We start from the raw sequence: 20,731 nt of genomic DNA on the forward strand, positions 1-20,731 counted from the left end.
GAGCTGCAGTTGATCCTCGCCACCTGGGCTGGCCACTGTCCGACCTGCCACCGCGACATACCCACACCCATACGAACCTGACCAAGCCCTACTAGGGGTGTGGGCCCCGCGCCGTCGCGGCGAATTCCGGAGGGCCGCCGAGACCGAGACCGAGCCCAGACCGGCGCGGCGCGGGGCGGCGCGCTACGCCGCCGCGAACGCCGCGGCGGCGGCCGCGAAGGAGGACGCCAGCGCCGGCGCTCCCGCCCAGTGCAGGTGCAGGTAGGAGGCGTGCACGTTGCCGCCCGCGAAGCCCTCGGTGCGCGGGCCGGTCGGCAGGCGCCAGCCCCAGGCGGACAGTTCGCCGGCGCCCGGCTCGCAGACCGTGCGGTGGAACTCGTGGCCGCGCACCCTCGTCCCGGCCCGGGCCAGCGGCGAGTCGTGCAGGGCGACCGCCTCCCGGTAGCCGAGGGTGAGCCGCTCGGTCATCCGGGCGTCGGCGGGCAGCACGCCGCACATCGGCAGTCCGTCCAACTCCCGCCCCAGATAGAGCAGTCCGGCGCACTCGGCGGCGATCGGCCCGCCCGCGGCCGCGAACGAGGCGATGGCCGCGCGCAGCGGGCCGTTGCCGCTCAGCTCCCGCACGTACAGCTCCGGGAAGCCGCCGCCGATCACCAGGCCCGCCGTGCCCTCGGGCAGCGCCGAGGCGTGCAGCGGGTCGAACGGGACCACCTCGGCGCCCGCCGCGCCGAGCAGTTCGGCGTTCTCGGCGTACGAGAAGGAGAACGCGGCGCCCCCCGCCAGCGCGATCCGCGGCCGTCCGGCCACTGGCGCGACCTCGGTCGAGGGATCCCACGGCTCGGCGTCCAACTCCGGTGCCGTCCGCGCCAGTTCGAGCAGGGCGTCCAAGTCGACCGAGGAGGCGACCAGTTCGCCCATGTCGGCGACCGCCCGGAGGGCCTCCGCCGAGCGCTCCACCGCCGGGATCAGCCCGAGGTGGCGGGACGGGGTGGTGACCGCCGCCGAGCGCCGCAGCGCGCCCAGCACCGGTACGCCGGAGCCCTCCTCCAGGGCCTCGCGCAGGAGTTGCTCGTGCCGGTCGGAGGCGACCCGGTTGAGGATCACCCCGGCGAGGCGCACCTGAGGATCCCAGGAGGCGAAGCCGTGCACCAGCGCGGCCACCGAGCGGGACTGCGAGGAGCCGTCCACCACCAGCACCACCGGTGCCCGCAGCAGCTTGGCGACGTGCGCTGTGGAGGCCAGCTCGCCGCGCCCGGAAGCCCCGTCGAACAGGCCCATGACCCCCTCGACCACCGCGACGTCCGCCCCCGCCGCGCCGTGCAGGAACAGCGGCGCGACCCGCTCCGGCCCGCACAGGAAGGCGTCCAGGTTGCGGCCAGGGCGGCCGGAGGCGAGCGCGTGGTAGCCCGGGTCGATGTAGTCGGGGCCGACCTTGTGCGGCGACACCGCCAGTCCGCGCGCGGTGAGCGCCGCGATCAGGCCGGTGGCGACGGTGGTCTTGCCGGCGCCCGAGGAGGGCGCGGCGACGACGAGGCGGGGGACGGTGCTCAACGGCCTACCACTCGATACCGCGCTGGCCCTTGCGGCCCGCGTCCATGGGGTGCTTGACCTTGGTCATCTCGGTGACCAGGTCGGCGAACCCGGTCAGCGCCTCGGGCGCGTACCGCCCGGTGATGACCACGTGCTGGCTGCCCGGGCGGTCCCTGAGCACGGCCACCACCTCGTCCGGGTCGATCCACCCCCAGTGCATCGGGTAGGTGAACTCGTCGAGCACGTAGAAGCGGTAGGTCTCGGCCGCGAGGTCCCGCTTGACCTGCTCCCAGCCCTCCTTGGCCGCCTCCTCGCTGGACATCTCCTGCTCGGCGGAGCGCTGGATCCAGGACCAGCCGGAGCCCATCTTGTGCCAGTCGACGGTGCCGCCCTCGCCGGAGGCGCCGAGCACGCGCAGCGCGTTCTCCTCGCCCACCTTCCACTTGGCGGACTTCACGAACTGGAACACCCCGACCGGCCAGCCCTGGTTCCAGGCCCGCAGCGCCATGCCGAACGCGGCGGTGGACTTGCCCTTGCCCGGGCCGGTGTGCACGGCGGTGATCGGCAGCGTGCGGCGCTGACGGGTCGTCAGGCCGTCGTCGGGGACGCTCTCGGGGACTCCCTTGGGCATGTCGGTCAGGCCGCCTTTCGCATCGAAGTGGTGGTCGTACGGCCCCCGGAGCGGCTCCCGGAGCCGTGCGCGGAGCGGTTCGCGGAGCCGTGCGGGGAGCGAGCCCCGGAGCGGCTCTCGCGGACGAGCGAGGCGACGCCCTCGGCGCGCAGCTCGTCCAGGCTGACGGCGGTGCCGCCGAGCAGCCCGGCCAGCGTACGGGCCAGGCCCAGGCGGACCGGCCCGGACTCGCAGTCCAGCACCACGCTCGCGGTGCCCTGCGCCGCGAACAGCGCCGCCGCGCGCTGCGACCGGGCGAGCGCGTCCGGCCCGCCGGTGGCCCGGCCGTCGGTCACCACCACCAGCAGCGGGCGCCGGTTCGGGTCCCGCAGCCGCTCGACCCGCAGCACCTCGTGCGCCCGCAGCAGGCCCTCGGCCAGCGGCGTCCGCCCGCCGGTGGGCAGCGACTCCAGCCGGGCCGCGCCGACCTCCACCGAGGACGTGGGCGGCAGCGCCAGCTCGGCGCCCGCGGCCCGGAAGGTGATCATGCCGATCTTGTCGCGGCGCTGGTAGGCGTCCATCAGCAGCGACAGCACCGCGCCCTTGACGGCGGTCATCCGCTGCCGGGCCGCCATCGAACCGGAGGCGTCCACCACGAACAGCACCAGGTTGGACTCCCGTCCCTGACGCACCTGTTCGCGGAAGTCGTCCGTGTGCAGCACCAGCGCCCGCCCGCTGCGCCCGCGCGCCGCCTGGTGCGGTGCGGCGGCCTGGAGGGTCGCGGTCAGGTGCAGCCGGCCGAGCGCGCCCTGCGGGCGGCGGGCGCGGATGGTGTGCCCGCCGGTGGTCTCGGCGGGGGAGCGGCGCCCCTGGGCGCCGTGACCGGTGCCCCGCACGGTGAACAGCCGGGTCCGGTACGGGTCCGCGGCCGCGACCGGCGCCGACTCCTTCGCGGGGGCCGGGTGCTGGGCCGGTACGGGCTGCTGCCCGGGCTCCCCGGAGTCCGGGGAGCCCGGGGCTTGCGGGGCGGTGTCCGGGGCGGCCTCCGCGTGCGGACCGTCGGAGGGCTCGGGCGCGCCACCGCCGTCGGGGCCGCCGTCGGGCCCGCTACCGTCCGGACCACCCTCCGGTCCGTCGCCGTCGCCGTCGCCGTCGCCGTCCGGGCCGGGCCCGTCGTCCTCGGGCTCCGGGTCGTCCTGCCCGGCGTGTCCCTCCAGCGTCCGGTCCAGCTGCTCCTCGTCCAGCCCCGGCGCGTCGAAGGGGTTGCGGCGGCGCCGGTGCGGCAGCGCCAGCTGGGCGGCCTTGCGGACGTCCTCCTCCAGCACCTCGGCACGACCGTCCCAGGCGGCCAGCGCGACGGCCGTGCGGGCCATCACGATGTCCGCGCGCAGCCCGTCCACCTCGAACGCGGCGCACACGGCAGTGATCTGACGGAGCGCCACTTCGGTCAGCTCGACCTTGGGCAGCAACTCCCGTGCGGCGGTGATGCGTTCGGCGAGTGCCCGCTCGTCCTCCGCGAACCTGGCGGCGAACGAGGCCGGGTCCGCGTCGTACGCGAGCCGGCGCCGGACCACCTCGGCGCGCTCGGCCGGGTCCCGGGTGGCGGCGATCTCGACGGTCAGGCCGAACCGGTCGAGCAGCTGCGGCCGCAGCTCGCCCTCCTCCGGGTTCATCGTGCCGACCAGCAGGAACCGGGCCGCGTGGCGCACCGAGACGCCCTCGCGCTCGACGTAGGAGCGGCCCATCGCGGCGGCGTCCAGCAGCAGGTCCACCACGTGGTCCTGGAGCAGGTTCACCTCGTCGATGTAGAGCACGCCGCGGTGCGCCTTGGCGAGCAGCCCGGGCTCGTACGCCTTGACGCCCTCGGCCAGCGCCCGCTCCAGGTCGAGCGAGCCGACGATCCGGTCCTCGGCCACCCCGACCGGCAACTCGACCAGCTGGGAGGGCCGTTGGTGGCTCGTGGCGGCGTCGTGCGGCCCGTCCGGGCACTGCGGGTCGGGCGCGGCCGGGTCGCAGGCGAAGCGGCAGCCGTCGATCACGGCGATGTCCGGCAGCAGTCCGGCCAGCGCGCGCACCATGGTCGACTTCGCGGTGCCCTTCTCGCCGCGCACCAGCACGCCGCCCACGGCCGGGGAGACCGCGTTCAGCAGCAGCCCGAGCCGCAGGTCGGCCATGCCGACGATCGCGGTGAACGGATAGCGGACGTCACTCATGCCGTACCCCACTCCTGTCGTGTCCGGTCCTGCGCTCGTACCCGGCCCTGCGGTCGTACCCGGTCCTGCGCTCGTACCCTGCCCTGCGGCCGAACCCGGCTCATGCGTCCCTCCCGGCGGTACCGGGCGGGACGAACGGCAGCGATCCGGCCGCCGGCACCCCGCCCTCGATCAGCTTCCACAGCGCGTCCGTGTCGGCGTGCTCCTCGATCAGGTCGCCCAGCCGGTCCAGCCGGGCCTCGCGCGCGGCGGCGAAGGAGGTGTCCGGCGCCGGGACGAACGCCCGCCCGGCCGACTCCGCCACCTCGCGCAGGAGTTCGCGCCGGAACCCGTCGTTCTCCAGCGCGCCGTGCCAGGTGGTGCCCCACACCGGGCCCAGCCGGCAGCCGTCCAGGTGCCGCCCCGCGCCGTCGGAGAAGAACCCCTCGCCGCCGTCGACCGACACCACCCCGTGGTGGATCTCGTAGCCCTCGACGCGCTGCCCGAACGCCTCGCCGACCGGCCGGGCCAGCACCTTCCCCACGCCGAAGCGGACCCGGGTCGGCAGCAGCGCGAGCCCCTCGACCGCGCCCGCCTTCGACTCGACCTCGTCCACGATCGAGCGCGCCAGCATCTGGTAGCCGCCGCAGACGCCGAGGATCGGCAGCCCGGCCGCCGCCCGTGCCTTCAGGGCCGGCTCCAGGCCGCGCTCGCGCAGCCAGGCGAGGTCCGCGACGGTGGCCCGGGTGCCGGGCAGCACCACCAGGTCGGCGTCGGCCAGCTCCTCCGGCCTGGTCGCCCAGCGCACCAGCACGCCGGGCTCCTGGGCGAGCGCGTCCAGGTCGGTGAAGTTGGACAGCCGGGGGAAGCGCACCACCGTCACCCGCAGGACGTCGGCGCCGAGCGGCCCGCGACCGTCCGTCCGGTCGACGACGGTGGACAGGTCCAGCGAGTCCTCGGCGTCCAGCCAGAGCCCCGGCAGCATCGGCAGGGTGCCCAGCACCGGACGTCCGGTCAGCTCGTGCAGCATCTCCAGCCCGGGCGCGAGCAGCCGCGCGTCGCCGCGGAACTTGTTGACGAACCAGCCCGCCACGTGCCGCTGGTCCTCGGCGGACAGCAGCGCCAGCGTCCCGTACATCGCCGCGAACACCCCGCCGCGGTCGATGTCGCCGACCACCACCACCGGCAGGGCGGCGGCGGTGGCCAGACCCATGTTGGCGATGTCGCGGTCGCGCAGGTTGATCTCGGCCGGCGAGCCCGCGCCCTCGCAGACCACGACGTCGAAGCGGCGGCGCAGGTCGGCCAGGCACTCCAGGGCGCGCTCCAGCAGGACGGGCTTGCGCTCGCGGTAGTCCAGCGCGCCCACCTCGGCGACCGGCCTGCCCAGCAGCACCACCTGGCTGCGGCCGTCCGCGCCCGGCTTGAGCAGCACCGGGTTCATCGCCGCCTCCGGCTCCACCCGGGCGGCCTGCGCCTGCATCGCCTGGGCACGGCCGATCTCCGCGCCGTCGGCGGTGACGAAGGAGTTGAGCGACATGTTCTGCGCCTTGAACGGCGCGACCCGCACGCCCTGGCGGGCGAGCCAACGGCAGATCCCGGCCGTCACCACGCTCTTGCCCGCGTCCGAGGTCGTCCCCGCGACCAGCAGCGCGTTCGTCATGCCCTTCCCCTCTTCCCCAGGAGCGCGCGCAGCAGCACGTGCCCCGCGACCGTGGTACCCAGCGCCAGCGCGCCCACCCGCCGGGAGAGCGCGCAGGCGCGCTCGATGTCGTCCACCGTCACCGGCCGCAACTCCTCGCCCAGGACCGGCCGGTGCTCCACCCGCTCGCCGTACCGGAGGGTCCCGCCCAGCCGGACGCCCACCGCGCCGGCGAACGCCGCCTCCGCCTGGCCCGCGTTCGGGCTCGGGTGCGCGGAGCCGTCCCGCCGCCAGACCCGCCAGGCCGTCCGGGGCGCGGGCGCGGCGGCCACCGTCAGCAGCGCCGTCAGCCGGGCGCCCGGCCAGCCCGCCAGGTCGTCCAGCCGGGCCGAGGCCCAGCCGAAGCGGGCGTGGCGCGGCGAGCGGTGGCCCACCATGGCGTCCAGGGTGTTCACGGCGCGGAAGGCCAGCAGGCCGGGCGTGCCGGCCAGGGCGCCCCAGGTCAGCGCGTTCACCACGGCGTCGGCGGTGTTCTCGGCCACCGACTCGACCACCGCCCGGGCGATCTGCTGCCCGTCCAGGGCGCTCGGGTCCCGTCCGCACAGGTGCGGCAGCCGCTCCCGGGCCGCCGCGAGGTCGCCCGCTGCCAGCGAGCGGCCGATGGTGCGCGCCTCCCGGGTCAGCGAGGTGCCGCCCAGCACCGTCCAGGTCGCGGCCGCCGCCAGCGCCGCCCGGCCCAGCGGGCGCCGGCCCGCGGTGCGGTCCAGGGCGAGCGCGCCCGCCGCGACCGCCCCCACGCACAGCGCCGTGTAGCCGGCGCCGGCGGCCCGGTCGTCCCGCCACAGCCGCCGTTCCAGGCGGGTCGCGGCGCTGCCGAAGGCGGCCACCGGGTGACCGCGGCGCGGGTCGCCGAAGCGGGCGTCGGCGGCGTAGCCCACGAGGGCGCCGAGCGCGTAGGCGGCGGCACGGGCGGACGGGCGCGGCGTGGACGCGCGCTGCGTGGACGGAGGCGGCGGCGGAGGGGTCATCGGCCGCACGGCGGAAGGCAGCTCGGAGTCCGGCAGGGCGGGGCAGCCTGCATCGCGTGCGTGTCCTCACTCAGGGTCCGCGCCCTGGATCGACGTGACGGGGGCGAGAGTCTCCTGGCTTCCGGGTCAGACGCACCCCCGGAGCCTTCCAGCGGCCGTTCGACGGCCCGCCGTGGCGATGTTCCGAGCGTGCTCCCCGGTGACAGTGGCGGGACCGCGCCGGACTTCCACCGGCTTCCTCTCCATGCCTCCGTTTGGCCCCAGGATCCCATCACGGGCCCGAACCGGGAGTCAACCGAGGTCACGGAGGGGTTGGTCACACGCGGGCCCGGCTGACGGCTTGTGGGATCGCCGCCACTACACCTGTCGTCTCCGTCTCCTTCCGTCGTCTCCCGGCCGCCTCACGTCTCCTCCGGGCTCCTCCGGGCTCCTCCGGCACCCTCGACGGCGCGGGGCCGGCGCCCGTGTGACCCGAACGGCTCAGTCCGGTGGCCGGGTGGGCGGCGCGCCGGTGAACTGGTGCACGGACACCGTCCGGTGCGTGGGCGACAGATCCGTGGGCACGCGAGCAACAGAGCCGTGGGCGTCGGAGATCCGTGGGCCTCAGAGCAGAGCAAAAGAACAGGGGAGCGAGATGCGTTGGGGAACCGCCGCCGTCGTGGCGGCCGCCGCGGTCGGGGCAGCCGTGCTGGTGGTCGGTCGTCGGGCCTCCGAACGGATGGTCCGTCCGGTGACCGCCCTCCGGGAGTCCGGCCCGGTCCTGGTGCGGGAGCTGGCCCCCGGCCGGATCACCTTCACCCCCGGCCCGGAGAGCCTGCGCCGCGGCCGCTGGGCGGTCGAGTGGGGGGACGGCGGACACGCGGTCGTCGAGGAGATCCTGCACAGCGACGAACAGGGCGTCACCCGGCGGCTGGTCCGCGCCGACCGCGGCACCCTCACCCCCGGCACCGAGGTCCGCTTCACGCCCCGGGTCCTGCTCGGCGACCCGACCGAGGCGCTCGGCCTCGCCTTCACCGAGACCGCCGCCGACGGCGAGCTCGGTGCCCTGCCCGCCTGGCGGCTCGACGGCAAGCGCGGCACCTGGGTGATCCTGGTGCACGGCCCGGAAGCCGACCGCGGGCAGACCCTCCCGGTGCTCCCCCTCCTCCACCGGCTCGGCCTGCCCGTCCTCTCCGTCACCTACCGCGGCGACCGCGGCGCCCCCGCCTCCCCGGACGGACTGAGCCACTTCGGCGAGACCGAGTGGCGCGACGTCGAGTCGGCGGTGCGGCTGGCGCTGGACAGCGGTGCGGGCAAGGTGATCCTCTACGGCTGGTCCCTCGGGGCGACCATGGTCCTCCAGACGGCGGCCCGCTCGGCCTGGTCGCAGGCGATCCGGGGCCTGGTCCTCGACTCGCCGGTGCTCGACCTCCCGGCCTCGGCCCGCCGGGACGCCGCCCGGGCCGGTTTCCGGGGCGTCGCCGCCGAACTCGGCGCCCTCGCGGCCGAAGGGCGCACCGGCGTCGACCTCGCCGACTTCGGACGCATCGCCGACGGCACCGACCTGCGCGTCCCCACCCTGCTGCTGCACAGTCCCGAGGACCGGATCGCACCCTTCCGCACCGCCGAGAAACTGGAGGCCGTCCGCCACGACCTGGTCAGCCTCCGGCCCTTTCCCGGCGCCGACCACGCCACCCTCTGGAACACCGCCCCCGACCACTACACCGAACTCCTCCGCCGCTGGCTCACGCCGCTGCTTTAGGGAGATGCGCGCCCCCCGGTGGCGCGGGCGGTTTCGACCGGGCCCCGTCGGCAATTTCCGGCGGGCTTCCCCCCGTCCGTGCGTGAACGTTTCCCCATTCCGCCGTGCGGACGCGAGAAGTCGGACCCGCCGACTTCTCGTGCGGAAAGATCCCCCCGGTCCGCCCGGCATCCGTCCGGATTCGGGCTGGACAGCCTCGCCGGAAGTCGCGGGAGCGGTTTTCCCGGAGGTAAACCATCCTGTCGCCAGGGGTAAAAATGTGCCCGGCGCCCACGCCCCCACCCCTACCCACCGTGACCGATCGAGCATTCTGGGCTACCGGCGCATTCGAAGTGGCATGCTCAGATCACATGTTTCCGGCCAGGCGGTTTGCCGTTGTTGCCCGATCTTGCGGAGGTGCCACCGCCGGTCGCCCGGTCGTACGGACAACCGGATGTGACAGAAGGCCGGTACAAGGGGAAGACTGCTCGACGTGACGTCTCGGAACCCGCGCGACCGTGATGCCCCGCTCCCGCCGACGATCGGTACCGGTGCGACGGTGACCCGTCTCCCCGGAACGGCCCAACGGCCCGCCGGTGGCAGGCCGGGTGGGGTGGGTGTCCCCCGTAACGGAGTACCCCGGCGACGAGGACCCGCTCCGGCTCCCGGGCGAGGCCGGGTTCCCGTGCCGGAGGGATTCCCGGCACCTGCCGAGCTGGCACCGCTGGCCCGCCGGATGCTGGTGGACGCCGTCCGGATCGCCCGCTGGGCCGGTGAACTGGCCGAGGTCGACAAGCGTGGCGAGCTGCTCCCCGAGGACGCCCGCGCGGCGGGCCGGGCACTGGCCATGACGGTCGGCGCCGCCGCCAAGGCGTGGGGGCAGGCGCTGCTGGTGGGCCTGGTGGAGCCCCGGGACGGCGGGGCCGGCCCCGGCTGGCGCCTGCACGCCTGGGAGCACGACGACGAGGCCGTGATCCGCGGCTGGTCGGCGCTGTTCGACGCCTGGACCCTGCTCGCCCCCGTGCCGCCCGCCGCCCTGCGCGGTGTGTTCGCCGTGCTGGCCGGGCAGGCCGTGGACCAGGCGCCGCAGCTGCTCTCCTTCCTCCACCTGGTCGACGGGCCGGTCGCCGAGAGCGAGCTGCTGGAACTGCTGCGCCGAGGCCTGGACGAGCGCCGGGTCGGCGCCGGCCTCGGCGGGCCGGGACTGTCCCCGGTGCCGCACGCCGCCTCGGCCGTCTCCGCCGTCCGCGGGACCTGCCGCGAGCCGCAGATCGACACCCCGGCCGCGCCCTCGGACGTGGCCGCCGTCCTGGACTGGATGCTGGACGGCCTGGCGGCCGTCGGCGCCCTGACGCGCAGGAACGACGCCGCCGAGCTGTCGCCGCTCGGCCACTGGGCGGTGCGGGCGAAACTGGAGGAGATCTGCACGGTCGCCCAGACGGCGGCCGGGCACATCGAGCAGAGCGCCTACGAGCTGCTGAACGCCTGTGCGGACTACTCGCCGGGCCCGGCCCGCGCCGAGTTCCGCGCCTGGGTCGCGGCCCGGCCGGCGGACCGGGCGGTGGGCGAGCTGCTGGAGGCCGCCCAGGGCGACGACGCACTGGTGCGCGGACTGGCGTTCGAGGCGCTGCGGGTGGCCGGAGGCCCGGCCGAGCAGGCGGTGCGCGCGGCGGTGGACGAACCGGTGCTGCGCCCCTACGCACTGCTGTGGCTGGCGGAGCGCGCCGACGAGGGCGTCGCCCCGGCGGACGTGCTGGGCGCGGTGGACGCGGCCTGGCTCTGGGTGGACACCGCGGCCGCGGTGCTCGACCACGGGGAGACGGAGCTCCTGGTCGGCCATGTCGAGGGAGCCTCGGCCGGCGATCCGGTCCGGCTGTTCGCCCGGGCCCGGCAGTCCGGGCACCCGCGGGCGGCCTCGGTGCTGACGGCGGTCTCAAGCGTGCACCCGGACCCGGGCGTGGCCCGGGCGGCCCGTCGTTCGGCGTTCAGCGTGCACACGGGCGGCGCCTGAGTTTTATGACAATTGCGGGGAAGTTCGGAGTCCGCGGAGAGCCCGGCTCCGGCGCCCGCACCGGCGTCGCCCGGCCACCCGACCGCCTGGGGACCGCTCGCGACCCCGACCGCCCGGGCACCGCTCGCGACCGCCCGCAGCCCGGGCACCGCTCGACCGCCCGTCCCCGTGGCGTCCGCCGGTCGTCACACATGAGTCAGGGCCCGGAACCGAGAGGTTCCGGGCCCTGAGTTTTATGACAATTGCGGGACTCAGCCGATCCGCGACTCCGCCCGGCGGGCACGGACGTCGCCGACCTTCTGCCCCACCTTGCGGCGGATGACCAGCAGCGGCGCCATCGCGGCGAGCGTGATCTGGGCGAACGCGCCGACGTGCATCAGCGTGTTGCCGTTGGGCAGGCCGGTCGCCCAGGCGGCCAGGCAGCCGATGGAGACCACGATCCAGCAGAGCGTGGCGGTGGCCAGCAGCCCCTGCGGCTTCGGGTACTCGATCCGGCTGACCATCAGGTAGGCGGCGCCGAAGATGGCGAGCAGACCGGGCAGGAACGGCGGGTCGAGCAGCACGATGGCGATCACCGTCATCGCGCCCATCGGGCAGGGCATGCCCTGGAACACCCCGGGCCGCATCTTGACGGCCGAGAAGCGGGCCAGCCGCAGCACCACCGCGAGCAGCACCGTGATCGCGATGAGCGCCGACAGCTTGCTGTTGGAGCCCTGGGAGACCATGCCCCAGACCGCGACGAAGTAGGCCGGCGCGATGCCGAAGCTGATCAGGTCCGCCAGGTTGTCCAGTTCCGCTCCGAGGGCGGAGGAGCGCAGCTTGCGCGCCACCAGGCCGTCGAAGAGGTCGCACATCGAGCCGATCAGCAGCAGCGTCACGGCGGTGGCGGCGCTGTGCCGGTCCGGAGCGGCGTCCGGGTTGGTGATGTGCGGGACCAGGACCCCGGTGGTGATCGAGTAGATCGCCAGGAAGCCGCAGACGGCGTTGCCCAGGGTCAGGAAGTCGGCGGTCGACAGGTGCTGGGGAGAGCGCGGAGCGCGCAGCTCGCGGTCACGTGCCCAGCGGCGGCGGCGCAGGGCCGTCTCCTCGTCGTCCAGGCCGACGATTGTCTCAGGATCAGTCACGGTCAAGGCGCGTCACCCCGGCTGTGGTCTTCTGGCCGACCTCGACGCCGACCTCGACGCCGGCCGGCAGGTAGGTGTCGACCCGGGACCCGAACCGGATCAGACCGATCCGGTCGCCCTGCTCGACCTTGGTTCCGGCGTCCACGTACGGCATGATGCGGCGGGCCACGGCCCCCGCGATCTGGACCATCTCGATGTCGCCGAGCTCGGTGTCGAAGTGCCAGACGACCCGCTCGTTCTGGTCGCTGTCCTTGTTGAAGGCGGGGACGAAGCCGCCCGCGACGTGCTCGACCGACGTCACCGTGCCCGGCAGGGGCGCGCGGTTGACGTGGACGTTCAGCGGGCTCATGAAGATCGCGACCCGGGTGCGGCCGTCCGGCCAGGCGTCGATGCTCTGCACCACGCCGTCGGCGGGGGAGATCACTCTGCCCGTGCCGACCTCACGCTCGGGGTCGCGGAAGAACCACAGCATGCCCGCGCTGAGCGCGCAGGCGGGTACCGCAGCCAGGGCCCACTTGCCGCTGCGCCGGGTGAGGGCGGTGGTCACGGCGGCCGTGGCGAGGGTGGGGACGAACCAGGGGGTGGCTCCGCGCGCGATGGTCACGCGGGGTCGCCGACCGGCCGTCGGGGCTGCGAGGGCATCGCGGTCCGTGACGGAGGTGTGAGGGGACGGGCTGATGGGCATCGAAGACCTTTGTCGCGGGGGATCATGGCCGCTGGACGGGGGCCACCGCGGGATCGGTAATAGAGGGACGGCTTGCTGTCCCGGTGGATGCTATCGGGAGCACACGGTGGGTGGGCAACCCGCCTGCTCGTTCATGTGTCCGGTGGCGGCGCGTGCGCGCGTCCACCTCTACGACCGTAGCTCGCCCCGGTCCGGTTCCCAAGGGACCGGACGAGGCTGGTGACTCTTGTCTCAACGGGTCAGCCGACGGAACCCCGGCGCACGACACGGGCGTGGCGGCCGCGAGCGGGTGTGCGGAAGCGGCCGCAGGGCGCGTCGCCGCAGCTGTACGCCCTGTGGCCGCTTCCGGAGGGCCGTGCCGGACCCAGGCGGACCAGGCCGGGCCCGTGACGGGGCACGGCGCTCCGCCGGGACGGGCCCGCACGCCCGTCGATCGGCGGTTCGAGGGGGCCGCCCGGCGCGGTGACCGGTCGACGGGCGGCCCGGCGGTCAGTCGGCGATCCGGTACTCCTCCAGGAGCCGGCGCCCGACGATCATCTTCTGGATCTCCGCAGTACCTTCACCGATGAGCAGCATCGGGGCCTCGCGGTAGAGGCGCTCGATCTCGTACTCCTTGGAGAAGCCGTAGCCGCCGTGGATGCGGAACGCGTCCTCGACGACCTCCTTGCAGTACTCGGAGGCGAGGTACTTGGCCATGCCGGCCTCCAGGTCGTTGCGCTCGCCGCCGTCCTTCTTGCGGGCGGCCATGACCATCATCTGGTGGGCGGCCTCGACCTTGGTGGCCATCTCGGCGAGCTTGAACTGGATCGCCTGGTGCTCGGCGATCTTCTTGCCGAAGGTGGAGCGCTGCTGGGCGTAGGCGATGCCGAGCTCGAAGGCGCGGCGGGCGACGCCGCAGCCGCGGGCGGCGACGTTGACGCGGCCCACCTCGACGCCGTCCATCATCTGGTAGAAGCCCCGGCCCGGCACGCCGCCGAGGACGCGGTCGGCCGGGACGCGGACGTCCTGGAGGACCAGCTCGGTGGTGTCGACGCCCTTGTAGCCCATCTTCTCGATCTTGCCGGGCACGGTCAGGCCGGGAACCCGGGGGTTCGGGCCGAAACCGGCCTCCTTCTCGATCAGAAAGGTGGTCATGTTCTTGTACGGGGTGTCGCCGCCCTCGTCGGTCTTGCAGAGGACCGCGACCAGGGTGGAGGTGCCGCCGTTGGTGAGCCACATCTTCTGGCCGTTGAGGACGTAGGTGTCGCCGTCCTTGACGCCCTTGGTGGAGATGGCCGAAACGTCGGAGCCCAGGCCCGGCTCGGACATCGAGAACGCGCCGCGGATCTCTCCGGCCGCCATCCTCGGCAGGAAGTGGTCCTTCTGCTCCTGGGTGCCGTGGGCGTTGATCATGTGCGCCACGATGAAGTGGGTGTTCACGATGCCGGAGACGGACATCCAGCCGCGGGCGATCTCCTCGACCACCAGGGCGTAGGTGAGCAGCGACTCGCCGAGGCCGCCGTACTCCTCGGGGATGGTGAGGCCGAACAGGCCGAGCTGCTTCATGCCCTCGACGATGGCGGTCGGGTACTCGTCCTTGTGCTCCAGCTCGGTCGCGACCGGAATGATCTCCTTGTCGACGAAATCCCGCACGGTGGCGAGGATGTCCCGCTGGATCTCGGTGAGGCCGTCGGTCTGTGCGAGGCGTCCCATCGTGCGGCTCCGGAAGGTCTGAGGGTCTGCGGAAGGTCGGGGAATCCCCCGGGGGGGGATTGCGGGGGCCCTGCCGGCGTGGCTGCGGCAGCAGGGCCCCCGTACCGGGTGGGGCGTGGCCGATGACGGCGGCCTGCCCGTCCGGGGTCTTTCGAGGGGGCGGTCCGAAGCCGGAGGCCCCGTCGGAAGGGGGGAGTCCTCTTATAAAGGGGACAGGATCAGGAGAGCGGGGTCGGACGGCCGGGCTGCTCGCCGCCGCGCCGCTCGGTGTAGGTCCCGGTCGGCACCATCACCTTGCGGCGGAAGACGCAGACGACCGTGCCGTCCTGCTTGTAGCCCTTGGTCTCGACGTACACGATGCCCCGGTCGTCCTTGGACTTGGACGGCCACTTGTCGAGCACGGTCGTCTCGCCGTAGACGGTGTCGCCGTGGAAGGTCGGCGCGACGTGCCGCAGCGACTCGATCTCCAGGTTGGCGATCGCCTTGCCGGAGACGTCCGGGACGGACATGCCGAGCAGCAGCGAGTAGACGTAGTTGCCGACCACGACGTTCTTGCCGAAGTCGGTCGTCTTCTCCGCGTAGTTGGTGTCCATGTGGAGCGGGTGGTGGTTCATGGTGAGCAGGCAGAAGAGATGGTCGTCGTACTCGGTGACCGTCTTTCCGGGCCAGTGCTTGTAGACCGCGCCGACCTCGAACTCCTCGTAGGTGCGTCCGAACTGCATGGCCTCAGGCCTCCGGGATCTCGAACTTGGTGGTCCTCTGCATGCCCGCGGCGCGGCCCTTGCCGGCGACCACCAGCGCCATCTTGCGGCTGGCCTCGTCGATCATCTCGTCGCCGAGCATCGCGGAGCCCTTGGCGCCGCCCGCCTCGGAGGTGCAGTAGTCGTACGCGTCGAGGATCAGCTCGGCGTGGTCGTAGTCCTCCTGCGAGGGCGAGTAGATCTCGTTGGCGGCGGCGACCTGGTCCGGGTGCAGCACCCACTTGCCGTCGAAGCCGAGGGCGGCCGAGCGGCGGGCGACCTCGCGGTAGCCCTCCTGGTTGCGGATCTGGAGGTACGGGCCGTCGATCGCCTGGAGGTCGTTGGCGCGGGCGGCCATCAGGATGCGCATCAGGATGTAGTGGTAGGCGTCGGCGCCGTAGCCGGGCGGCTGCTCGCCGACGACCAGGGACTTCATGTTGATGGAGGCCATGAAGTCGGCGGGGCCGAAGATGATGGTCTCCAGCCGGGGCGAGGCCTCAGCGATGGCGTCGACGTTGATCAGGCCCTTGGCGTTCTCGATCTGCGCCTCGATGCCGATCTTGCCGACCTCGAAGCCCATGGTCTTCTCGATCTGGGTGAGCAGCAGGTCGAGCGCCTTGACCTGCCCGGCGTCCTGGACCTTGGGCAGCATGATGCAGTCGAGGTTGGGGCCGGCGCCCTCGACGACGGTGATCACGTCGCGGTACGTCCAGTGCGTCGTCCAGTCGTTGACCCGGACGACCTTGGTCTTGTCGCCCCAGTCGCCGTTGTTCAGCGCGTCGACGATGTTGTGGCGCGCGCTCTCCTTGACCAGCGGGGCGCAGGCGTCCTCCAGGTCGAGGAAGACCTGGTCGGCCGGCAGGCCCTGGGCCTTCTCCAGGAAGCGCGGGTTGCTGCCGGGCACCGCGAGGCAGGAGCGGCGCGGACGCAGACGGTTGGGCGCAGTCATAAGAATCGAGGGTTCCTTCCCAGTGGTCAGCTGGTCAGCTGGTCAGTTCGTGGCCGCGGTCGGTGCGGGCGTCCACGGCTGGAGCTTGTTGGCGAGCCGGATCTCGTCCACGATCCGGCCGATGATGGTCGTGATGCCGAAGTCCTTCGGGGTGAACACGGCGGCGACGCCGGCGGCCCGGAGGGCCTCGCCGTCCGCTGCCGGGATGATGCCACCTACGATCACCGGGACATCCTCCACCCCGGCGCGGCGCAGCCGCTTCAGGACGTCGGGCACCAGTTCGCCGTGCGCGCCGGAGAGGATGGACAGGCCCACGCAGTGCACGTCCTCCGCGACGGCGGCGGAGACGATCTGTTCCGGGGTCAGCCGGATGCCCTGGTAGACCACCTCGAACCCGGCGTCGCGGGCCCGGACGGCGATCTGTTCGGCGCCGTTGGAGTGCCCGTCCAGGCCGGGCTTGCCGACCAGCAGGCGCAGCTTGCCGGCTCCCAGCTCCTCGGCGGTGGCGGCGACGGCGGCGCGGACCTGCTCCAGCTCGCCGCCGGGCTCGGCGGCCACCGCGACGGGAGCGCCGCCCACGCCGGTGGGCGCGCGGTACTCGCCGAAGACCTCGCGCAGGGCGAAGGCCCACTCGCCGGTGGTGACGCCGGCCCGGGCGCAGGCGAGCGTGGCCGGCATCAGGTTGGCGTCGGTGGCGGCGACGGCCTTGAGGCCGGCCAGCGCCTCCTGGGCGGAGGCCTCGTCGCGCTCGGCGCGCCAGGCCTCCAGGGAGGCGAGCACGGACTGCTCGGAGGCCGGGTCGACGACCATGATCGCGGTGTCGAGATCGGCGGTGAGCGGGCTCGGCTCGGTGGTGTCGAAGCAGTTCACCCCGACGATCCGGTCCTCGCCGGACTCGATCCGGGCCCGGCGGGCGGCGTGCGAGGCGACCAGGTTGGACTTGAGGTAGCCGGACTCGACCGCCGGGATCACTCCGCCCATCTCCAGCACCTTGGCGATCTCCGCCTCGGCGCCGGCCAGCAGCTCGGCGGTCTTCGCCTCGACGACCTCGGAGCCGTTGAAGAGGTCGCCGTACTCCAGCAGGTCCGACTCGTAGGCCAGCACCTGCTGGATGCGCAGCGACCACTGCTGGTCCCACGGCCGCGGCAGTCCGAGCGCCTCGTTCCAGGCGGGCAGCTGCACGGCGCGGGCGCGGGCGTCCTTGGAGAGGGTGACGGCCAGCATCTCCAGGACGATCCGCTGGACGTTGTTCTCCGGCTGGGCCTCGGTGAGGCCGAGCGAGTTGACCTGGACGCCGTAGCGGAAGCGGCGCTGCTTGGGGTCGGTGACGCCGTAGCGCTCCCGGGTGACCTTCTCCCACAGCCGGGCGAAGGCGCGCATCTTGCACATCTCCTCGACGAAGCGCACCCCGGCGTTCACGAAGAAGGAGATCCGGGCGACCACCTCGCCCATCCGTTCGGCCGGCACCTGGCCGGAGTCGCGCACGGCGTCGAGCACCGAGACGGCGGTGCACATCGCGTAGGCGATCTCCTGGACGGGCGTGGCCCCGGCCTCCTGGAGGTGGTAACTACAGATGTTGATCGGGTTCCACTTGGGGATGTTGCCGACCGTGTAGGCGATCATGTCGGTGATCAGCCGCACCGACGGACCGGGCGGGAAAACGTGCGTCCCGCGCGACAGGTACTCCTTGACGATGTCGTTCTGGGTGGTGCCGGTGAGCGCGGCGATGTCCGCGCCCTGCTCCTCGGCGACCACCTGGTAGAGCGCCAGCAGCCACATCGCGGTGGCGTTGATCGTCATGGAGGTGTTGGTCCGTTCGAGCGGGATGCCGTCGAACAGGGCGCGCATGTCGCCGACGTGGCCGATCGGGACGCCGACCCGGCCGACCTCGCCGCGGGCGAGGACGTGGTCGGAGTCGTAGCCGGTCTGGGTCGGCAGGTCGAAGGCGACGGACAGTCCGGTCTGGCCCTTCGCCAGGTTCCGCCGGTAGAGCGCGTTGGAGTCGCTCGCGGTGGAGTGGCCGGCGTAGGTGCGCATCAGCCAGGGGCGGTCGCGCTTCCGGGGCTCGGTCATCAGACGTTCCTGAACCGGTTGATGGCGGGCAGGTGCCGCTCCCGCAGCTCGTGGTCGGTGACGCCCAGGCCCTCCTGCGGGGCCAGGCAGAGCACGCCGACCTTGCCCTGGTGCTTGTTGTGGTGCACGTCCAGGGCGGCCTGGCCGGTCTGCTCCAGGGAGTAGACCTTGGACAGGGTCGGGTGGATCCTGCCCTTGGCGATCAGGCGGTTGGCCTCGAAGGCCTCGCGGTAGTTGGCGAAGTGCGAGCCGATGATTCGCTTGAGCGACATCCACAGGTACCGGTTGTCGTACTGGTGCATGTACCCGGAGGTGGAGGCGCAGGTGACGATGGTGCCGCCCTTGCGGGTGACGTACACCGAGGCGCCGAAGGTCTCCCGGCCCGGGTGCTCGAAGACGATGTCCACGTCCTCGCCGCCGGTGAACTCGCGGATCTTCGAGCCGAGGCGCTTCCACTCGCGCGGGTCCTGGGTGTTCTCGTCCTTCCAGAACCGGTAGCCCTCGGCGGAGCGGTCGATGATCGCCTCGGCGCCCATGGCCCGGCAGATCTCGGCCTTCTCGTCGCTGGAGACCACGCAGATCGGGGTGGCGCCGCCGGCCAGCGCGTACTGGGTGGCGTACGAGCCGAGGCCGCCGCTGGCGCCCCAGATCAGCACGTTGTCGCCCTGCTTCATCCCCGCGCCGTTGCGCGAGACCAGCTGGCGGTAGGCGGTGGAGTTGACCAGGCCGGGGGAGGCGGCCTCCTCCCAGGTCAGGTGACGGGGCTTGGGCAGCAGCTGGTTGGTCTTCACCAGGGCCAGCTGGGCCAGGCCGCCGAAGTTGGTCTCGAAGCCCCAGATGCGCTGCTCCGGGTCCATCATCGTGTCGTTGTGGCCGTCCGCGGACTCCAGTTCGACCGACAGGCAGTGCGCGACGACCTCGTCGCCCGGCTTCCAGGCGTTGACCCCGGCGCCGGTGCGCAGCACCACGCCGGCGAGGTCGGAACCGACCACGTGGTACGGCAGGTCGTGGCGCTTGGTGAGCGGCGACAGCCGGCCGTAGCGCTCCAGGAAGCCGAAGGTGGAGACCGGTTCGAAGATCGAGCTCCAGACCGTGTTGTAGTTCACCGCGCTGGCCATGACGGCGACCAGGGCCTCGCCGGGGCCCAGCTCGGGCAGGGCCACCTCGTCGAGGTGAAGGGACTTGCGGGGGTCCTTGTCGCGGCTGTCGAGGCCCGCGAACATCTGCTCGTCGTCCTTGTGGAGCGTCACCGCTCGGTAGGACTCGGGGAGCTTGATCGCCGCGAAGTCCGCCGACGTGGTGTCGGGGCTGAGGATCGCGTCGAGGATTTCCTGCATGGCTGCCTCCGAAGGCGTACCTGTGTGAGGGGCACAGGGCGTCTGGGGGAGCCGGGAGCGGACACCGGCTTCGCTGAGGTGGGTGGTGGGCGGGTCAGGCTGGGCGCCCGGGGTGGGCCGGGCGGGTCTGGCTCTGCTCCCGGGGTGTGGGAACGCCGGACGACGGCGCGCCGGGTGGGGAGCCGCGGCGCCGCGACTGGTGGGTAACAAGGTAATGGCACCCTGTGCCACTCGTAAAGACACCGGGTGTCAGGAATTCCGGCGGCCGTCGAGGCCGTGTGACGCGCGTTGCGCGGGCATGCGAAGGGCCCGCGCCGACGCTTCGGCACGGGCCCTCGCTGCTGCTATGACCTGCGGAAATGCTGGGCTTACGGCTCGCGGGCGCCGCTCAGTGCCGCCCGGATGCTGTCCACCACGACCTCCAGTGGAGCGTCCGTCCGGGCGACTGTGATGAGCACCTCACCTCCGGGGCTGGCACTCAGTGCGCTCTCCGCCCAGGTGTCCCCGAGGGTCCCACTGGCACCCGGTGCCACCACCGATCCCCGGCGCCTGGCACCCGGCGCGCTGGACGCCCAGAAGGTCCGCCGGATCACCTCGAAGGAGTGGTCCAACTGCGCCTCCACGTCCCCCCGGCCGCCGGCCCGCAGCCAGCGCCGCAGCACGTGGTTGTGGGCCGCGACCACCGCCGCCGCCGAGACCTCCGCCAGCATCGAGTCGTCCTCGCCGCCCCGCTGCCAGCCGGACGGGATGGACTCGCCGGTGTCGAAGCGCCCCAGCAGGTAGCGGGTGAACAGCCGCTCGTACCGGGCCACCACGGCGATCTCCCGCTCGCGCAGCGCCGGGACCTGACGGATCAGCTGGTACCGCGCGACCGACACCCCCGGGGTGGAGGCGTACATCCGCAGCACCTCCTTGATGCCCCGGCAGACCACGTCCAGCGGGTGCTCCTCCGGCTCGGCGCTGGCCAGCAGGTCGGCCACCCGCACGAGGGTGTCGTCGTGGTCCGGGAAGATCGCCTCCTCCTTGGACCGGAAGTACCGGAAGAAGGTGCGCCGGGCCACCCCGGCGGCGGCCGCGATCTGGTCGACCGTGGTCTCCTCGTAGCCCTGCGAGGCGAACAGCTCCATCGCGGCCGTGGCCAGGTCCTGGCGCATCTGCTGGCGCTGCGCCGCCGCCCGGCGGCTGCCCGGCCCGCCGCCCTCCGGTCCGGCGCCCCCGGTCGAGGAGGCGGTCCGGTCGGCGCCGCCGTGCGGCCCGGCGGGGTGCTGCGGGGAGGTTGACTGAACCCGATCCATGTCCGGAACGCTACACGGCCCGGGCGGCGGGGCCACGGCCCTTCCCCGGTGCACCGGCGCGACCGGGCCGGTCACCGCCGGGCGGGGCCAGCGCGAGGACACCGTC

15 protein-coding genes and 1 riboswitch are annotated in these 20,731 nt (G+C 73.3%); of the genes, 2 read left to right on the plus strand and 13 right to left on the minus strand.

Annotated features, from left to right (window positions below; translation table 11 throughout):
• Window positions 1-183: 183 nt before the first annotated feature.
• The 5 genes from ACZ55U_RS23405 to ACZ55U_RS23425 all read right to left on the minus strand — a co-directional run bounded on the left by ACZ55U_RS23405 (window position 184) and on the right by ACZ55U_RS23425 (window position 6,999).
• On the minus strand, window positions 184-1,551 hold the full coding sequence (locus ACZ55U_RS23405; protein WP_465528568.1) for a cobyrinate a,c-diamide synthase: 1,368 nt from the start codon (window positions 1,549-1,551) through the stop codon (window positions 184-186).
• A gap of 4 nt (window positions 1,552-1,555) precedes the next feature.
• The gene (gene cobO, locus ACZ55U_RS23410; RefSeq protein WP_465528570.1) at window positions 1,556-2,161 is read right to left on the minus strand and encodes a cob(I)yrinic acid a,c-diamide adenosyltransferase; all 606 of its coding nucleotides are present in this window, start codon (window positions 2,159-2,161) and stop codon (window positions 1,556-1,558) included.
• 5 nt (window positions 2,162-2,166) lie between these two features.
• Window positions 2,167-4,353, minus strand: coding sequence for a putative cobaltochelatase (locus tag ACZ55U_RS23415; RefSeq protein ID WP_465528572.1), 2,187 nt, complete (start codon window positions 4,351-4,353; stop codon window positions 2,167-2,169).
• Window positions 4,354-4,453: 100 nt separating this feature from the next.
• Window positions 4,454-5,992 (minus strand): cobyric acid synthase, encoded by a 1,539-nt coding sequence (locus tag ACZ55U_RS23420; RefSeq protein ID WP_465528574.1) that lies wholly within the window; start codon window positions 5,990-5,992, stop codon window positions 4,454-4,456.
• Entirely contained in the window at window positions 5,989-6,999 is a 1,011-nt protein-coding gene (locus ACZ55U_RS23425) for a cobalamin biosynthesis protein (RefSeq protein WP_465528576.1), read from the minus strand. The genes ACZ55U_RS23420 and ACZ55U_RS23425 overlap by 4 nt, the downstream gene beginning before the upstream one ends.
• Window positions 7,000-7,107: 108 nt before the next feature.
• A riboswitch (cobalamin riboswitch) is annotated at window positions 7,108-7,239 on the minus strand.
• Window positions 7,240-7,633: 394 nt separating this feature from the next.
• Here ACZ55U_RS23425 and ACZ55U_RS23430 point away from each other — a divergent pair.
• A complete protein-coding gene (locus ACZ55U_RS23430; protein ID WP_465528578.1) occupies window positions 7,634-8,740 on the plus strand; it encodes an alpha/beta hydrolase family protein in 1,107 nt (368 codons plus the stop codon).
• A 664-nt stretch (window positions 8,741-9,404) separates the two neighbouring features.
• Window positions 9,405-10,730: a hypothetical protein gene (locus ACZ55U_RS23435; RefSeq protein WP_465528580.1), complete on the plus strand. Its 1,326-nt coding sequence runs from the start codon at window positions 9,405-9,407 to the stop codon at window positions 10,728-10,730.
• Window positions 10,731-10,981: 251 nt separating this feature from the next.
• Here the strand turns inward: ACZ55U_RS23435 and ACZ55U_RS23440 are convergent, their stop codons facing one another.
• The 8 genes from ACZ55U_RS23440 to ACZ55U_RS23475 all read right to left on the minus strand — a co-directional run bounded on the left by ACZ55U_RS23440 (window position 10,982) and on the right by ACZ55U_RS23475 (window position 20,625).
• Entirely contained in the window at window positions 10,982-11,860 is an 879-nt protein-coding gene (locus ACZ55U_RS23440; protein ID WP_465528582.1) for a CDP-alcohol phosphatidyltransferase family protein, read from the minus strand.
• Window positions 11,847-12,539 carry a phosphatidylserine decarboxylase gene (locus ACZ55U_RS23445; RefSeq protein WP_465528584.1) on the minus strand — a complete coding sequence of 231 codons (693 nt, stop codon included), beginning with the start codon at window positions 12,537-12,539 and terminating at the stop codon, window positions 11,847-11,849. The genes ACZ55U_RS23440 and ACZ55U_RS23445 overlap by 14 nt, the downstream gene beginning before the upstream one ends.
• A 489-nt stretch (window positions 12,540-13,028) precedes the next feature.
• Window positions 13,029-14,231: an acyl-CoA dehydrogenase family protein gene (locus tag ACZ55U_RS23450; protein WP_465528586.1), complete on the minus strand. Its 1,203-nt coding sequence runs from the start codon at window positions 14,229-14,231 to the stop codon at window positions 13,029-13,031.
• Window positions 14,232-14,449: 218 nt separating this feature from the next.
• On the minus strand, window positions 14,450-14,953 hold the full coding sequence (locus ACZ55U_RS23455) for a MaoC family dehydratase (RefSeq protein WP_465528588.1): 504 nt from the start codon (window positions 14,951-14,953) through the stop codon (window positions 14,450-14,452).
• Between the two features lie 4 nt (window positions 14,954-14,957).
• Window positions 14,958-15,920, minus strand: a complete 963-nt coding sequence (locus ACZ55U_RS23460) for an HpcH/HpaI aldolase/citrate lyase family protein (protein ID WP_465528590.1) — start codon at window positions 15,918-15,920, stop codon at window positions 14,958-14,960.
• Between the two features lie 42 nt (window positions 15,921-15,962).
• A complete protein-coding gene (locus tag ACZ55U_RS23465; protein ID WP_465528592.1) occupies window positions 15,963-17,993 on the minus strand; it encodes a protein meaA in 2,031 nt (676 codons plus the stop codon).
• On the minus strand, window positions 17,993-19,330 hold the full coding sequence (gene ccrA, locus ACZ55U_RS23470; RefSeq protein WP_465528594.1) for a crotonyl-CoA carboxylase/reductase: 1,338 nt from the start codon (window positions 19,328-19,330) through the stop codon (window positions 17,993-17,995). Before ccrA ends, ACZ55U_RS23465 begins: the two co-directional genes overlap by 1 nt.
• 368 nt (window positions 19,331-19,698) lie before the next feature.
• Window positions 19,699-20,625, minus strand: coding sequence for a TetR family transcriptional regulator (locus ACZ55U_RS23475; protein WP_465528596.1), 927 nt, complete (start codon window positions 20,623-20,625; stop codon window positions 19,699-19,701).
• Between the last annotated feature and the right edge of the window lie 106 nt (window positions 20,626-20,731).

Source organism: Kitasatospora sp. NPDC034533, from assembly GCF_055575155.1.

Bases quoted from the DNA above. Each gene is read 5' to 3' on its own strand.
- ACZ55U_RS23450 (WP_465528586.1), bottom strand. From the start codon at position 14,231: ATGGGACGCCTCGCACAGACCGACGGCCTCACCGAGATCCAGCGGGAC.
- ACZ55U_RS23430 (WP_465528578.1), top strand. From the start codon at position 7,634: ATGCGTTGGGGAACCGCCGCCGTCGTGGCGGCCGCCGCGGTCGGGGCA.
- ACZ55U_RS23460 (WP_465528590.1), bottom strand. From the start codon at position 15,920: ATGACTGCGCCCAACCGTCTGCGTCCGCGCCGCTCCTGCCTCGCGGTG.
- ACZ55U_RS23455 (WP_465528588.1), bottom strand. From the start codon at position 14,953: ATGCAGTTCGGACGCACCTACGAGGAGTTCGAGGTCGGCGCGGTCTAC.
- ccrA (WP_465528594.1), bottom strand. From the start codon at position 19,330: ATGCAGGAAATCCTCGACGCGATCCTCAGCCCCGACACCACGTCGGCG.
- ACZ55U_RS23445 (WP_465528584.1), bottom strand. From the start codon at position 12,539: ATGCCCATCAGCCCGTCCCCTCACACCTCCGTCACGGACCGCGATGCC.
- ACZ55U_RS23465 (WP_465528592.1), bottom strand. From the start codon at position 17,993: ATGACCGAGCCCCGGAAGCGCGACCGCCCCTGGCTGATGCGCACCTAC.
- cobO (WP_465528570.1), bottom strand. From the start codon at position 2,161: ATGCCCAAGGGAGTCCCCGAGAGCGTCCCCGACGACGGCCTGACGACC.
- ACZ55U_RS23415 (WP_465528572.1), bottom strand. From the start codon at position 4,353: ATGAGTGACGTCCGCTATCCGTTCACCGCGATCGTCGGCATGGCCGAC.
- ACZ55U_RS23475 (WP_465528596.1), bottom strand. From the start codon at position 20,625: ATGGATCGGGTTCAGTCAACCTCCCCGCAGCACCCCGCCGGGCCGCAC.
- ACZ55U_RS23420 (WP_465528574.1), bottom strand. From the start codon at position 5,992: ATGACGAACGCGCTGCTGGTCGCGGGGACGACCTCGGACGCGGGCAAG.
- ACZ55U_RS23425 (WP_465528576.1), bottom strand. From the start codon at position 6,999: ATGACCCCTCCGCCGCCGCCTCCGTCCACGCAGCGCGCGTCCACGCCG.